This window comes from Mucilaginibacter sp. MD40 (assembly GCF_002288635.1).
Lineage (GTDB): Bacteria > Bacteroidota > Bacteroidia > Sphingobacteriales > Sphingobacteriaceae > Mucilaginibacter.
Genome location: NZ_NRSW01000001.1, coordinates 2,662,928 through 2,677,951 on the forward strand (window position 1 = coordinate 2,662,928; position 15,024 = coordinate 2,677,951).

At 43.4% G+C, this 15,024-nt stretch carries 15 protein-coding genes, 2 tRNA genes, 1 other RNA gene and 1 pseudogene; 11 read left to right on the forward strand and 8 right to left on the reverse strand.

The window, feature by feature from the left end; all coding sequences use genetic code 11:
- Window positions 1-84: 84 nt before the first annotated feature.
- Both CKK33_RS12015 and CKK33_RS12020 read right to left on the reverse strand, forming a co-directional pair.
- Window positions 85-166 (reverse strand) — tRNA-Leu (locus CKK33_RS12015).
- An 82-nt stretch (window positions 167-248) separates the two neighbouring features.
- On the reverse strand, window positions 249-1,037 hold the full coding sequence (locus CKK33_RS12020; RefSeq protein WP_095704337.1) for an ABC transporter substrate-binding protein: 789 nt from the start codon (window positions 1,035-1,037) through the stop codon (window positions 249-251).
- Window positions 1,038-1,081: 44 nt separating this feature from the next.
- On the opposite strand from CKK33_RS12020, the gene hscB reads away from it, so the two are divergent.
- The 3 genes from hscB (at window position 1,082) to CKK33_RS12035 (ending at window position 4,373) form a co-directional block, all read left to right on the forward strand.
- Window positions 1,082-1,609 (forward strand): Fe-S protein assembly co-chaperone HscB, encoded by a 528-nt coding sequence (gene hscB / locus CKK33_RS12025; protein WP_369803561.1) that lies wholly within the window; start codon window positions 1,082-1,084, stop codon window positions 1,607-1,609.
- 19 nt (window positions 1,610-1,628) lie between these two features.
- Window positions 1,629-1,708: transfer RNA gene (locus tag CKK33_RS12030), tRNA-Leu, on the forward strand.
- A gap of 223 nt (window positions 1,709-1,931) precedes the next feature.
- Window positions 1,932-4,373, forward strand: coding sequence for a bifunctional YncE family protein/alkaline phosphatase family protein (locus CKK33_RS12035; protein WP_095704339.1), 2,442 nt, complete (start codon window positions 1,932-1,934; stop codon window positions 4,371-4,373).
- 128 nt (window positions 4,374-4,501) lie between these two features.
- Here CKK33_RS12035 and CKK33_RS12040 read toward each other — a convergent pair whose 3' ends face one another.
- The 3 genes from CKK33_RS12040 to CKK33_RS19715 form a co-directional block, all read right to left on the reverse strand.
- Window positions 4,502-5,254, reverse strand: a complete 753-nt coding sequence (locus CKK33_RS12040; protein ID WP_095705840.1) for a DUF481 domain-containing protein — start codon at window positions 5,252-5,254, stop codon at window positions 4,502-4,504.
- A gap of 80 nt (window positions 5,255-5,334) precedes the next feature.
- Window positions 5,335-5,901: a hypothetical protein gene (locus CKK33_RS19710; protein WP_233138201.1), complete on the reverse strand. Its 567-nt coding sequence runs from the start codon at window positions 5,899-5,901 to the stop codon at window positions 5,335-5,337.
- Window positions 5,891-6,520, reverse strand: a complete 630-nt coding sequence (locus CKK33_RS19715) for a DNA polymerase IV (protein WP_233138202.1) — start codon at window positions 6,518-6,520, stop codon at window positions 5,891-5,893. The genes CKK33_RS19710 and CKK33_RS19715 overlap by 11 nt, the downstream gene beginning before the upstream one ends.
- A 70-nt stretch (window positions 6,521-6,590) precedes the next feature.
- On the opposite strand from CKK33_RS19715, the gene CKK33_RS12050 reads away from it, so the two are divergent.
- Entirely contained in the window at window positions 6,591-7,190 is a 600-nt protein-coding gene (locus CKK33_RS12050; RefSeq protein WP_095704340.1) for a 2'-5' RNA ligase family protein, read from the forward strand.
- Between the two features lies 1 nt (window position 7,191).
- Window positions 7,192-7,758, forward strand: a complete 567-nt coding sequence (locus tag CKK33_RS12055) for a 2'-5' RNA ligase family protein (RefSeq protein WP_095704341.1) — start codon at window positions 7,192-7,194, stop codon at window positions 7,756-7,758.
- Window positions 7,759-7,812: 54 nt separating this feature from the next.
- Here CKK33_RS12055 and CKK33_RS12060 read toward each other — a convergent pair whose 3' ends face one another.
- The 3 genes from CKK33_RS12060 to CKK33_RS12070 all read right to left on the reverse strand — a co-directional run bounded on the left by CKK33_RS12060 (window position 7,813) and on the right by CKK33_RS12070 (window position 9,577).
- Window positions 7,813-8,787: a YpdA family putative bacillithiol disulfide reductase gene (locus CKK33_RS12060; RefSeq protein WP_233138203.1), complete on the reverse strand. Its 975-nt coding sequence runs from the start codon at window positions 8,785-8,787 to the stop codon at window positions 7,813-7,815.
- 93 nt (window positions 8,788-8,880) lie between these two features.
- An RNA gene (gene ffs, locus CKK33_RS12065) (signal recognition particle sRNA small type) lies at window positions 8,881-8,979 on the reverse strand.
- A gap of 88 nt (window positions 8,980-9,067) precedes the next feature.
- Window positions 9,068-9,577 carry a 2'-5' RNA ligase family protein gene (locus tag CKK33_RS12070; protein ID WP_095704342.1) on the reverse strand — a complete coding sequence of 170 codons (510 nt, stop codon included), beginning with the start codon at window positions 9,575-9,577 and terminating at the stop codon, window positions 9,068-9,070.
- A gap of 444 nt (window positions 9,578-10,021) precedes the next feature.
- Between CKK33_RS12070 and CKK33_RS12075 the strand changes: the two genes are divergently transcribed.
- The 6 genes and pseudogenes from CKK33_RS12075 to CKK33_RS12100 all read left to right on the forward strand — a co-directional run bounded on the left by CKK33_RS12075 (window position 10,022) and on the right by CKK33_RS12100 (window position 14,968).
- Window positions 10,022-10,675, forward strand: a complete 654-nt coding sequence (locus CKK33_RS12075; protein WP_095704343.1) for an N-acetyltransferase — start codon at window positions 10,022-10,024, stop codon at window positions 10,673-10,675.
- 98 nt (window positions 10,676-10,773) lie between these two features.
- A complete protein-coding gene (argG, locus tag CKK33_RS12080; RefSeq protein ID WP_095704344.1) occupies window positions 10,774-11,970 on the forward strand; it encodes an argininosuccinate synthase in 1,197 nt (398 codons plus the stop codon).
- A 2-nt stretch (window positions 11,971-11,972) separates the two neighbouring features.
- Window positions 11,973-12,323, forward strand: a complete 351-nt coding sequence (locus CKK33_RS12085; RefSeq protein ID WP_095704345.1) for a cupin domain-containing protein — start codon at window positions 11,973-11,975, stop codon at window positions 12,321-12,323.
- A 40-nt stretch (window positions 12,324-12,363) separates the two neighbouring features.
- Window positions 12,364-13,398, forward strand: coding sequence for an N-acetyl-gamma-glutamyl-phosphate reductase (gene argC, locus CKK33_RS12090; RefSeq protein ID WP_095704346.1), 1,035 nt, complete (start codon window positions 12,364-12,366; stop codon window positions 13,396-13,398).
- A 34-nt stretch (window positions 13,399-13,432) separates the two neighbouring features.
- Window positions 13,433-13,801 (forward strand): annotated as a pseudogene (locus CKK33_RS12095) (four helix bundle protein).
- Between the two features lie 36 nt (window positions 13,802-13,837).
- Window positions 13,838-14,968 (forward strand): aspartate aminotransferase family protein, encoded by a 1,131-nt coding sequence (locus CKK33_RS12100; RefSeq protein WP_095704347.1) that lies wholly within the window; start codon window positions 13,838-13,840, stop codon window positions 14,966-14,968.
- The last annotated feature ends 56 nt before the right edge of the window (window positions 14,969-15,024 follow it).

The window sequence follows — 15,024 nt, forward strand, 5'->3', positions numbered from 1 at the left end:
TGTAAGAAATCAGATAGTACAGAAAACTAAATTAAGAAAAGACAAAAAAAGCCCCGATATTGCTATCAGGGCTTTAAATTACAGTGCGGAAGAAGGGACTCGAACCCCCACGCCTCGCGGCGCCAGATCCTAAGTCTGGTGCGGCTACCAATTACGCCACTTCCGCGTTTGGTTTTTAAGAGACCGCAAAGATAGCGTTTATATATAAACTATAAAATCAAAAGCTGTAATTTTATGTATCTGCCTCATTATTTGGTAGTAATTTTTTTCATCAGGCTGATAAAGTACGCCGGCGAGTATAGCAAACGACTCCCATACCAAGAGAAAAGTTCGCCATCAACCAGGTTTACCCGCGTGTTCGGCAACAACTTTTTAAACTCCTGTATGTGCTTTTCGGCAAATGGATAAGGCTCTGAAGAGAGCAGCAAAACATCAGGATTCAATTTTTTCAGTTCATCATCTGTCAATACAGGATACCTGCCTTCTTTCACGAGGTTATTGAAACCGCAGCTTTGCAGCATGTCATGTATGAAAGTGTCCGCTCCGGCGGCCATATAAGGATTTTTCCAAATGAGGTAAACGCAACTCAAAGTTGCTGACAAGCCCTTCAGTGTTTTAAAGCCCGATTTGATTTCGCTTGCTATCTGCTTGGCTTTTTCAGTTGTGGCTGTTATCTGCCCCACATGCTCGATCATGTCGAGCGCCGTATCCAGGTCGTTTATATCGCTTATCCAAACCGGGTAGTGCTGCATCAAAGCTTCTATCTGGTTTTGCTCGTTCTCTTCCTTGTTGGCGATAATCAGATCGGGCTTAAGGGAATAGATCACCTCCATATTCAGTTGCTTTGTACCGCCGACTTTGGTTACATGCTTCATCTTATCTGCCGGGTAGATGCAGAACTTAGTGATGCCTACGACCCTATCTGCCAGGCCGAGATCAAACAGTAGCTCTGTTTGTGAGGGCACCAGCGAGATGATGCGTTTGGGCCTATCCGGGATATCAACGGCACGGTTCATCTGATCAACAAATAGCGGCATATTTTTAGCTTGATTTCTACAGCAGTAAAATTAGTAGTTTTGCGATGATGAATTATTTTGAATTTTACGACATACCGGAGAGTTTTCACCCGGATGCCGCTCATATAAAGAAACAGTTTTACGCTTTAAGCAAGCAGTTCCACCCGGATTTCCATGCCAATGCCGACGATGAAAAGCAACAGGAAATACTGGAACTTTCTACATTAAACAATAAGGCTTACCAGACTTTAAGTGACCCAAATAAGGTCTTGGAATACATTTTAAAGCTGCATGACCTGGTAAGCGAGGGTGCGAAACCACAATTACCTGCAGATTTTTTAATGGAAATGATGGACATTAATGAGCGCCTGATGGAAATTGAAAGTGCCGAACAGTTTGGCGAGATCAGCGCGGAAGTTGCTGCCATTGAGGGTGATATGAACCAGGAACTGAACAGCCTCACCCGCGATTACGACACTCTGAACGATACCGCCAAAGAAAACCGATTGAATGAAATTGCAAATATCTACTACAGACAAAAATATCTTTTGCGAATTAAAGAGAGTTTAGATACATTTGCAGCCCGCTTATAAGCAAATATGCTTAGCAAATGCCCAGATGGCGGAATTGGTAGACGCGCTGGTCTCAAACACCTGTGGGAAACCGTGCCGGTTCGACTCCGGCTCTGGGTACAAAACCGAAGTAACTGTTGTTACTTCGGTTTTTTTATGCTCTAAAATCTCAAATACTCAACATCCTAAACGTTTATTTGGTGTTATTTTGCAAGCATATCCACCCCTATCCCAACCTTAAATTACATTCAGGCTAAACATTTAAATAACTAATTGTTAAGCTTTTGTTATGCCGATAAATCAACCAAAGCATTGCACTAAATTTGAGCGATAAAACTTTACTATGAAATGTATTTTGTTTACCTGTATTGCTGCTTTAGCAATAACTACTGTTTGGGCTCAAACACCCGGCAAGATCGAAAACACCGGGCAGGTGCTGCTTCCTAATGGTTGGAAACTAAGCCCCGCAGGTACATCGCTACCGCTTGGCGATCTGCCGCTTAATATACAACTATCATCATCAGGGAGATATTTGGCGGTAACAAACAATGGCCAAAGCACTCAATCATTACAACTGATCGATCCGAAACATCAAAAACAGTTGGATAGCAAGATACTGGGTAAATCATGGTACGGCATTGTCTTTAGCCATGACGAACATACGCTTTATGCATCCGGCGGTAACGACAACGTTATTCTAAAATTTGGTATAGCCAATGATAAACTGAATTTGCCCGATACGATTAAATTAGGGGAAGCATGGCCAAAAAATAAGATATGCCCTACCGGATTGGCCGTTAATAAGAGTAATACGCGCCTGTACACGGTAACCAAAGAAGATAGTTCCTTATATATCATCGATCCGGTTAAAAAAACCATTGCAGATAAACTGAAACTCGGGGCCGAAGCCTACAGTTGTATACTGTCACCTGATGAAAAAACGCTTTACATTTCTATTTGGGGCGATGATAAGGTGGCAATGTATGATATAGCCACTAAAAAGCTGACCAAAATTTATACGGGCAGCCACCCTAACGAATTATTGCTTAACAAAAAAGGCACATTATTATTTGTAGCCAACGCTAATGATAATTCGGTAAGCATCATTAATACCGCCAATCACAAAATACTCGAAACCGTATCAACCGCGCTTTTTCCAACCAAATTAACCGGTTCTACAACCAATGGCTTCGCGTTATCCTCCAATGAGAAAACCCTGTATATAGCCAATGCCGATAATAATTGCCTGGCTGTTTTCGATGTATCTAAACCGGGGAACAGTCGTAGCCTTGGATTTATTCCGGTTGGCTGGTATCCAACCAATGTAAAAGTACTCGGTCACAAAATATTGGTGAGTAACGGCAAAGGGTTTAGCTCAATGGCTAACCCTAAGGGCCCTCAGCCCCTGCTTAAAACAGATAACAGTGGTTACCAGCGTGGCGCCATAAACAGCCGGGAGCAATACATTGGCGGTTTATTTAAAGGTACCCTATCATTTATAGACGAACCGAATGAATTAAAACTAAAGGCTTATACCAAACAAGTATATGCTAATACCGCTTTTACCGATCAAAAAACGGCTGTTGCGCCGGGCGAGGCCGGTAACCCCATACCACGAATTGTAGGCCAAAAATCGCCTATTAAATACGTTTTCTATATCATCAAAGAGAACCGCACCTATGACCAGGTATTGGGCGATATGCCGCAGGGTAACGGCGATACTTCGCTGTGCATCTTTGGTAAAAAAACAACACCTAACCTGCACGCCATAGCCAGCGAATTTGCCTTGATGGATAACTTTTATGTGGATGCCGAGGTAAGTGCTGACGGCCACAACTGGAGCACAGCGGCCTACGCTACAGACTTTGTTGAAAAAAACTGGCCAACAAGTTACGGAGGCCGCGGAGGTAATTATGATTATGAGGGTACGCGAAAGGTGGCTTACCCCCGCGATGGCTTTATATGGGATTACTGTAAGCGCGCTGGTGTCACTTACCGTACCTACGGAGAATTTGCTGCCGGTGGCAAAAAGCCCAAAGCGAACATTAAAGCATTGGAGGGGCATTTCTGCCTTCAATCTCCTGAATTTGATTTAAATATTAAAGATATTACCCGCGAAGCGATATGGGAACATGATTTCGACTCGTTGATGAGGATTAACGCGGTACCACGTTTTAACAGTGTACGCTTAAGTAACGACCATACCAGTGGCCAACGCAAGGGTGCCATTTCGCCTACTGCCGCGGTGGCTGATAACGACCTGGCTGTTGGGCGTTTTATACAACACCTTTCCGAAAGCCCGATATGGAAGGAGTCGGCGGTGTTTATTTTGGAAGATGACGCGCAAAATGGCCCCGACCATGTTGATGCCCACCGCTCGCCGGTTTATGTGGTAAGCCCTTATGTAAAGCGCAACGTTGTAATCCACGCCATGTATTCTACCTCAGGGGTACTGCGTACTATTGAACTGATCTTAGGCCTGCCACCCATGAGCCAGTATGATGCCGCGGCTATGCCTTTATTTGAATGTTTTACCGCCAAGCCCGATTTTACACCCTATAAGGCAAAACAAGCGCAGGTTGACCTGGAACAGCGCAACATAGCCAATAATGAAAGCAGCCGTCGTTCAGAGTCGTTCAATCTTGCTAAAGAAGACGCGGCACCCGACCTGGATTTAAATGAGGTGGTATGGAAATACGTTAAAGGAGAAAACTCGGTGATGCCTGCCCCAAAACGCAGCGCCTTCGTGATCTTAGAAAAGAAAAAAGAAGAGGATGATGATTAAGCCATTGGCCAGCGCCCGCGGGTAGAATTGGGTCGGTGATGGTCTCACATACCTGTGGGAGACTGTGCCGGTTCGACTCCGGCTCTGGTTAAAGTTTATTAGGCTATCTAAAAAAACAAAACAAAATCCTAAAACCACTTCTCCAAAGTCAATCCATAAGTAAATAGCAAGTTTTCGCTTAGGGTGCGGTTTACGCGGTTGTAGTTGAGTGACGTGGTGAAGGCCAGCCAGCTTTGTAGTTTAAAGGACAGGTTGGTGGTGGAGCGGATATTAAAGTCGCTCCCGCGGTCAAAAGAGTTTTGCAAAAAGTTAGAGCCATCGAGCACTACCCTATCCCCTATGTTAAACCTAAATTGCAGCCGCAGCGAGTTGCGGAAGGTAGTGTACTCATCGCGTGTGTTATCGGGCAGCATCAGGTCGCTGGTGTCAAATAATACACCTTCGCTCAGGTTAAGGTATGCCACTTTGCTATCTAAAAAGTTATAGGCTATACCAGCGCCGGTAAGCAACTGGTTATTTATCTTAAGCGAGTAGCTGGTATTGTAATTGGCCAATCCCCAGTAGTAAAAATGCGGAATGCCCTTGTACAGGTTAAAGTCTAAAGAGGACGAAAAATCATTATTGCTCAGTATACCGTTCTGCTTGCCATATACCCAACTATTATTAAAGTTAAGCGAAATATCCTTGCGCTTTACATTAAATTTAAGGCCATTATTAAGCAGGTAAGCGCTACCGTCGCGGGTTTTGTTAATAGAGCCGGTTGATTGGAAAGCGGTGTGGTAAAAAGTGCTGTCGTTAAACTGCGCGAAGCTTTTGTTGCCGAGCAGTAAACAGAAGACAATTACGATAAGGGTGATGAAATACGGCCTTTTTATTCCCATAAGCTTTAAAGGCAACATAATTTTATCCTGTTGGTTTGCGAAAATGTCCGCTATACCGCATCATGCATCATCGTCCTGGTTTATTTCGCCAGGAACGGATTGAACGTACGCGCCCCTATTTCCATGCCCGATGCCCGGCAAACGGTTTTGTCCCCAAACCTGAAGTTGATGTTATCCATGGCCTGATAAAGGCGTATTCGCTCTTCGTTATCCTCAAACAAATTGATCTGGTAACTGCCGCTGCACAGGTTGCTCAGGCGCACACCGATCAGCCTGATGGGCCGGTGCTGGTTCCAGGCTTTACGCAGTAAATTTTTTACACCCGGTATCAAAATATGCTCCGCGGCTGTAAAAGCTATCTTTTGTTGTTGGGTATGCGTTTCAAAATTGGCATAGCGTATCTTGATAGCCAGGCATGAGGCCAGCTTGTTCTCGCGGCGCAGCTTGCCGGAGAGCTCCTCTGTCATGGCTATCAGGATGTTCTCCAGGGTGCGCAGGTCTTTAACATCGCTTTCAAAGGTATGTTCGGTGGAGATGGATTTCCTGTCGCCATGTGGCGCTACTTCGCTGTCATCAATGCCATTGGCTTTGTTGTAAATAAACTGCCCCATTTTTCCAAAAACAGCTTCCAGAAATTTAAGGTTCACGCGTTGCAGATCGCCTATCTTCTCCAGTCCGTACTGGTAAAGTTTTTTGGCAGGTACTCTCGCCCAGGCCGGGTATCTTGCGAATATTTAGTGGCGCTAAAAACTCTTTCTCTTTGCCATGTGGTATCCAAAGCTGCCCGTTCGGTTTCGCGCTGTTAGTGGCCATTTTAGCTATTGTTTTGCCCGATGCCATACCAAATGATATGGGCAGGCCGGTATCACGCATCACTTTTTGCCGAAGCTCGGTGGCCAATTTATAGGGATCATAAAATCGGTCCATACCGGTAAGGTCGATGTAGAACTCATCCACCGACGACTTTTGGTACAGCGGCACCATATGATGGATGATTTGTGTTACCTCTCGGGATGCCTCGGAATAGCGTCCATGCGTACCGCGCACCAGCACTGCATGCGGACAAAGCTTTAATGCCTGTTTGGTGGGCATGGCCGAGTGTATGCCAAAAGCACGTGCCTCATAGCTTGCCGAAGACACCACTCCCCTGTCACTTGAACCGCCAATAATTACAGGTTTGCCAATAAGCGAAGGGTCAAACTTCCGCTCAACAGAAACAAAAAAAGAGTCGAGATCAATGTGGACGATGTAGCGCTTTGCATCCATACACAAATATGTAAATTTATTTTTATTTACTAAAATTATTAGCAAAATTTGTAGGCTAAATAAAATATTTATGACAGGTTACGCAGACTATCTTTTCCTTTTATCGCCACCGCAACCTGTTATTGATGAGATAGCGCGTTACAAAAAAGCATCGGCCAAATATATTGGTGAGTTCAGTAGCATGAACGCCCCGGCACATATCGGCATCATGACAGCCGAACGGCAGAAACCCTATTTTGCTGAGCATACTTTGAGCAACATGGAACAGCGTTTGGCCATTATGCCGCCCATACTGTTGCATATTGATGGTTTTAAATACTTTGATCACCTGCACGATAAAAAGACCATCTATGCTGTAATAAGAAACACCCCTGCGGTGGATGATTGGTTTGAATTGATGCGAAAGAACCTGGGCATAAAAAAGGTTTTTGTGCCGCACATTACTGTTTGCCGCAACATACTCAATGAGCAGTTTAATACCCTATGGCCTCATTTCAGGCACAAACGCTGGACGGAGCCGTTTTGGGCAAATGAGTTGACCATAGCCCGCCGAGAAACCTTTGAGCCTTACGCCCAATGGCAAACCTTAAAGCGCATCGCGTTTAAAGGAAACAAGGGCTTTGCCGTCCCAAACAAAACCGACACCAACGAGCAAATAAACTTGTTTTGATATGACTGACGTGCGGCAAATGTTGTTCATGAACCTGATATCGTTACCCGACGAGAGCAACGCGCATATCATGCGGTTCAAACGCGCATGCGCCAAACATATCGGCCAGTTTCCAAGTATCAACTCCAGGGCACATATCTCGTTTCCGCCTTTGGTTTTTGATGAAAACACCTCTGCCGCTTCTTTCAGTTATGATGATTATTACCGGGTAATAGAAAGCATTTTAAGCAACGTGCCTGCTATTAGTTTAAAATTATCGGGATTTGAGTACCTGCAGCATGGCGACCAGTACCGTACGATTTGCGCTGCTTTGGAACTTGACCCTGTAATCATGCGCTGGTTCAGCTTTTTTGAAAAGATCTTTCCCTCGAAACAAAAACTAAGGCCGCATATCACCATTGCCCGGAAGATACCCACCGCATCGTTTAATATCCTTTGGCCGCATTTTCAAAGGATAAATTTTGAGGACCGCTTCACCGTAAGGAACATCACCGTGTTGCATAAACCAAGCTACCAAGCCGGGCCATACCAGTTGTACAAGGATATTTCTCTTAGAAAAGGGAATTAATGTAAATTATCTAAGCAAAAAAGCTATCATTATTCATCCGGTAAATATGAATACTTACTTCTTTGAGAGTATGTCGTTAACAATCATATCCGCGTGTATGCGCGAATTCTCTATAAACCACAGGTGGGTATCCAACCCGCCGCATACCACACCGGCAAGGTAAAGCCCGGGTTGGTTGGTTTCCATGGTTTGCGGGTTGTACTCGGGTATAAACTTATCTGCGGTGAGATTGATGCCTAACTTAGCTAAAAATTCAAAGTTGGGTTTATAACCTGTCATGGCCATCACAAAATCGTTGGGAATGGTCACACGGCCATCAGGTGTATCAATATCTACTTCGGTTTCCCGTATAGCTGCCAGATTACTGTTAAAATATGCTTTAACTGTACCTTCTTTGATGCGGTTAATAATATCCGGCCTTACCCAATACTTTACCCGGTGGCTGATCTCGCTATCGCGTACAACCAGGGTTACGTTCGCGCCTTTGCGATAGGTTTCCAGGGCTACATCAATAGCGGAGTTGCTACTACCTACCACCACCACGTTTTGCATGGCATAGTAATGCGGGTCTTTGTAATAATGCTTAACCTTTGGCAGGTCTTCGCCGGGGATACCGAGGTTGACGGCTATATCGTAAAACCCGGTAGATAAAATTACCTTTTTGGCCTGGTAAGTTTGCTTGGCTGATGTGATCTCGTACCCGCCGTCTATCGGCTTAACGCCTGTAACCTCTTCGAATAAGTTGATCGGTAACTGGTTGGATACCGCAACACGACGATAATATTCCAATGCCTCGGCGCGGGTAGGCTTGTTGTTGATGGTTACAAACGGTATGCCCCCTATCTCCAGTTTTTCTGATGTAGAAAAGAAGGTCATGGTAGAGGGATAATTGTACAGCGAATTAACCAGGCAACCCTTTTCAATAATTACAAAGCTTAGTCCGGCTTTTTGCGCTGCCAAACCGCAGGCAATACCAATAGGGCCGCCACCAATGATCAATATATCAAGCATGGCAGCTAATATAAGCATGGTAGCTGAACAATGTTGAATAACAAAGGCCGAATTTAGAATTATGAAGTTGCGGAGACTTTTCGTGCCTGACCCGAAATATAAGGCACAAAAAATGGGTAAGCTACTTTTATCGCGCCGCTCAACTCTCTACCCTTGCTGCGTTCCCACCCTGGGGGAGTTCAAGAGGAGCTGGCCGTAAAAGACTTACCCGCGGCAAAGATAGAAAAAGATGCGTTTTTGATTAAGAAAATGTTAAAAAAGCCACTTATTTCAGTTACCACACTGATTATGAGAAGATTTAATTAGCTTTAAACAACCATTCAGCAACAAAGTTCCAGGGGCCGCCCTTGTATTCCCATAACATTAAACCTTTTGCGACAGCTTTAAACGGCTCAAAACGTTCTGCAACTTTAACTAATGTTGCCTGCGCAACTACAGGGTCCACTTTGTTTTGTATGGTGATGTGCGGCCAAAGACTATGCTTATCCTGCGGAATGAGCCACTGCTGCCACAAAGCCTGCATACGTTTATGTATCATGAGCAATTGAGGCGATTCTATTTTGTAAGCTACCCCCCTGCCAATGTGCTTGGGCGCAATAATGTCTATTCCAAAAGCGGTTGTTGAAGCGGCAATGTCAGCAATATCACTTAGTATCTGTTGTTCGCCCGCCGGTAACTGATGAAACAGCATTACATGTGCATCAAGCCAGTTACGCTCGGCGGGGAAATATTGCTTACGCAGGGAATCAAAATATTCCTGCGTTTTCTGGTCTGTCTTTAATGTTAATAAAAGTGGATCGGCTTGCATAATCTGCCATTGGCAATACTCGTGCCGAATTCGTAGTTGTTAAGGTTTTATATATTGATTTATACCTGATTGATTAGGTTAATATTTCCGAAGTGTAATGTTTTAGTTTATGGCAGAAATAATCGAAATTTTTTCTTGCATAAATAAAATTTAATGCAATAATTTGCACAAATTTTAAAAGCAACCCATCTTTTAAGAAAAAATGAAAAAACTAAACACAAACAGGATAACTATCAGGGCAGTATTTGCACCTGTTGTCACTTGTTTAGTTTCTGTTGCTTTATTTTTCCTTCCCAACCGACGACGATTGTTTATACCACGGGTTTGAATTTGATCTGAAAAATTTCTACCCAACCTTAAGAAGTTGTTAAACTTCTTTAAACAACGTCCTTCTAATTATCAGGCCATTAACAGCCAATAATTTAACGGTATCTATTTACAATAATGACCATACAAGACTTTGATATAATTGTAGCATCTGCGCAACATGCAGATTTTGCTACTGTGATATGTGATGAAATGGCCGAATCGGCCAAAGCACGGGGCACAGGTATCGCTCAACGTTCGCCAGAATACGTTGCCAACAAAATGTTGGAAGGCAAAGCAGTAATTGCTTTACACAAAGACGGTACCTGGGCTGGCTTTTGCTATATAGAAACCTGGAGCCATGGCGATTTTGTTGCCAATTCGGGCCTGGTGGTGAGTCCGGTTTTCCGCAAGGTAGGTTTAGCTAAAGCAATCAAGAAGGAAATATTCAAATTATCGCGCAAGAAATATCCAAACGCTAAAATATTTGGCTTAACAACTGGTTTAGCGGTTATGAAAATTAACTCTGAGCTGGGTTACGAGCCTGTGACTTATTCTGAATTAACGCAGGATGAAGATTTCTGGAAAGGTTGCAAAAGCTGTGTGAATTACGATATTCTGATGAGCAAAAACCGGAAGAACTGCATGTGTACCGCTATGCTTTTCGACCCGGAAGAAGTGCAAAAACAATACGAGGAGAAGATGAAAAAAATCACTCACAAGGCCACCCTTTTGGAACGTATCGAAGCAGCTATTAAACGCCGCATGGAGAAGCTGGTTGCAGTGCACTAATGATATATCAAATCTATTAAGAAGAATACAACACGCGGTAACCGCGTTTTAAATAAATATCAGGTGCTAAATTGCATCTGTACCATGACAAAACAACAATGGAGAAACAAAAAGTAGTACTGGCATACAGCGGCGGCTTAGATACATCATTCTGCTGCATTTATTTAACACGCGACCTGGGTTACGAGGTGCACTCTGTAATTGTTAACACCGGCGGTTTTAGCGACGAGGAGCTTAAAAATGTAGAAGAACGCGCTTACCAAATGGGCGTTACCTCTCACCATGTGGTAGATGAAACCGAAAACTTCTACAACACTTGCGTGCGTTACCTTATTTATGGTAACGTGTTGAAAAATAACACTTATCCGCTATCGGTAAGTGCAGAGCGTGTTAGCCAGGCTACAGCCATTGCCAATTACGCAAAAGAGATCGGTGCCGTTGCAGTTGCACACGGCAGCACCGGTGCAGGTAACGACCAGGTAAGGTTTGATATGATCTTTAATATCCTTGTCCCGGATGTACAGATCATCACCCCTATCCGCGACCTTAAATTAAGCCGCGAGGAAGAGATAGAATACCTGAAGAAGCATGGTGTTGAGATGAACTTTGAAAAAGCAAAGTATTCTATCAACAAAGGTATCTGGGGTACATCAGTAGGTGGTAAAGAAACGCTTACCTCTCATCTGGGTTTACCCGAGGATGCATGGCCTACACAGGTTACCAGCTCAGCGCCAAAGACGCTTGAATTAGTTTTTGAGCAAGGCGAACTAACAGCCATCGATGGCAACCAATATGATCATCCAACAAAAGCTATACAGACTTTACAAGCCATCGCACAGCCTTACGGTATAGGCAGGGATATCCACGTTGGTGATACCATCATCGGTATCAAAGGCCGCGTTGGTTTCGAGGCAGCGGCTCCAATGGTTATCATAAAAGCTCATCATACGCTTGAAAAGCATGTGTTAACCAAGTGGCAGTTATCCTGGAAAGATCAGTTATCATCTTTCTATGGCAACTGGCTGCATGAAGGTCAGTTCCATGACCCTATTATGCGTAATATCGAGGCTTTCCTTACTGATACGCAAAAACAGGTAAGCGGTAAAGTTTTCGTAGAACTTCACCCTTATCGGTTCCAGGTAATAGGCATCGAATCAGACCATGACCTGATGAGCAACAAATTTGGTAGCTACGGTGAAATGAACAATGCCTGGAGCGGCGAGGATGTTAAAGGCTTCAGCAAGATATTTGGAAACCAGGTGATGATATATCACAAAGTAAACGGGCAAGACTAATTATGGAGAACCCCATTTTTTCGAGAAGTGAATGCTTAAGTACCTACAAATGGGGTGATGACTGCTACGGTTGGAACTATGTTGATACCGACGCGTTGTCAATTAAACAGGAGTTGATGCCGCCTGATACATCAGAACAGCTTCACTATCACGAAAAGGCTTCCCAATTTTTCTTTGTGCTGAAAGGTCGTGCAACTTTTACAATTGACGGCACCATCAGCGTATTAAAACCAGAGCAGGGTATTGAGATTAAACCCGGCCAGCAACACTTTATCAGCAATAAAGAAAGTAGCGACCTTGAGTTTATCCTTTACTCCTCACCATCCACAAAAAATGATCGGGTTAACCTATAGCCCCCTTAACCCCCTAAAGGGGGAATAAAAATTTAGTGTTATGAACAATACTGAAGAAATAAAATCTACTTCTACTCCCCCTTCAGGGGGCGGGGGGGCTATTCGTGCAGGCATTGTTGGCGGTGCCGGTTATACCGGTGGCGAGATGCTGCGCATCCTGATCAATCATCCTAACGTTGACATTATATTTGTGCATAGCAACAGCAATGCGGGCAATCATGTCTATGATGTTCATAAAGATTTGTTTGGCGATACCGACCTTAAGTTTTCGTCTGAACTATCAAACAACATTGATGTACTGTTCCTTTGCGTTGGCCATGGTGATGCACGTAAGTTTTTAGAGGCAAATGAAATAGCTGACCATGTTAAGGTGATCGATCTAAGTCAGGATTTCAGACTAAGTCAAAACTCAACAATAAAAAGTAAAAACTTTATATACGGCTTACCGGAATTGAACAGAGATGCTATTAAAGTTGCAGATAATATTGCTAATCCAGGTTGTTTTGCAACCTGCCTGCAATTAGGATTGCTGCCTCTGGCATCAAAAGGTTTGCTCGAAAATGAGGTACACATTACAGCAACAACGGGATCAACCGGTGCAGGCCAAAGCCTTTCACCTACTTCACACTTCACTTGGAGAAATGATAACCTATCTGTCTACAAGGCATTTAGCCATCAACACTTAAACGAGATAGGGCAATCGTTAAGGCAGTTGCAAATCGGTTTTGATAAGGCCATCAACTTTATACCTTATCGTGGCGATTTTACCCGTGGTATTATTGCATCCATGTACACGGAAAGTAACCTTACCGAAGCGGAGGCCTTAAAGCTTTATCAGGATTATTATGCCGAACATCCGTTTACGCATGTAACCAACAAAGACATAGATCTTAAGCAGATAGTTAACACTAACAAATGCTTTATACAGGTTAAGGTATATGATAATAAAATATTCATTATCAGCATTATGGACAATTTACTTAAAGGCGCATCCGGCCAGGCAGTACAAAATATGAACTTAATGTTCGGCCTGAACGAGAGCGCCGGATTACGATTGAAGGCGATAGGCTTTTAGAGTTGAAGGTCAAAAGTTGAAAGTGTAAAGTAAGATGCAAAATTACAGGGAGTTGATAGTATGGCAAAAATCACATGAGTTTGTGATTGACACATACAAAACTCTAAGTAGTTTTCCTAAAGAAGAGGCTTTTAACTTAGTGAGCCAATTGAAAAGGGCTTCAACATCAATTCCGGCCAACATCGCCGAAGGTTCAGGGAGATTTACTCAAAAGGATTTTGCAAGTTATTTGCAGATTGCTTTAGGTTAGTCTCATGAAGTAGAATACCTGATCTTACTTTCGAAAGATCTGGGCTTCATAACTACAGAGCATTATAATATTCATTCGCAACATATCAATGAAATAAAGGCAATGCTAATTTCATTGATAAAAAAAGTTAGAAACTTAAAAGACCACTATTAATGACTTTTAACTTTCTACTTTAAACTTCGAACTTTTATGAAATTATTCGACGTATATCCAATTAATCCAATCAACATAGTTAAAGGACAGGGTAGCCTGGTTTTTGACGACAAAGGAACCGAGTATCTTGATCTTTATGGCGGTCATGCTGTTATTTCCATTGGCCATACCAACCCGCATTATGTAAAACGTTTAGAGGATCAATTACATCAGATTGGTTTCTATTCAAACTCAATTGAGATACCGCTGCAAAAACAATTGGCAGAAAAGCTGGGCCAAGTTTCGGGCAAGGAAGATTACCAGCTGTTCCTTTGCAATTCTGGCGCCGAAGCCAATGAGAATGCATTGAAGTTGGCATCATTCTATAACGGCAAAAAGAAAGTTATTGCTTTTAAGAAAGCGTTCCACGGCCGTACATCGCTGGCGGTAGCTGCAACCGATAACCCTAAGATTGTTGCACCGGTGAATGAAACCGACAATGTTGTTTTCCTTCCATGGAACGATGAAGCAGCGCTTGAGCAGGCTTTTAAAGATCATGAGGTATCATCAGTTATCATCGAAGGTATACAGGGTGTTGGCGGCATACAGGTTGCACCGGTTAATTTCCTTCAAAAAATACGCTCGCTTTGTGATGAGCACAATGCGGTTTTTATAGCCGACTCGGTACAGTGTGGTTATGGCCGTACAGGTAAGTTCTTCTCGCATGATTTCGCGGATGTTGATGCCGACATTTATTCTATGGCTAAAGGTATGGGTAACGGCTTCCCTGTTGGCGGTATTATTATTTCGCCAAAGATAGCGCCTGCGTATGGCATGTTAGGCACCACCTTCGGCGGCAACCACTTGGCCTGTGCTGCCGGTTTAGCTGTGCTGGAAGTTATTGAGCAAGACAACCTGATGCATAACGCAGCAGAGATTGGTGATTATCTGATCACAGAGCTTAAGAAGTTTGACCAGGTAAAAGAGGTGCGCGGCAGAGGTTTGATGATAGGTATCGATCTGCCGGAAGAATTAGCTAACGTAAAAAAACACCTGCTGTTTAAACACCACATTTTTACCGGCGAGGCTAAACCGAATGTTATCAGGTTATTACCTGCGCTTAACTTAACAAAAGCTCATGCTGATAGGTTCCTGGAAGCATTTACGCAAACTTTAAATAACGCATAACCATATATTTTGCTCAGAGTCTCTCTCCTTTGGATAGAGGCTTAGGGTGAGGCAAA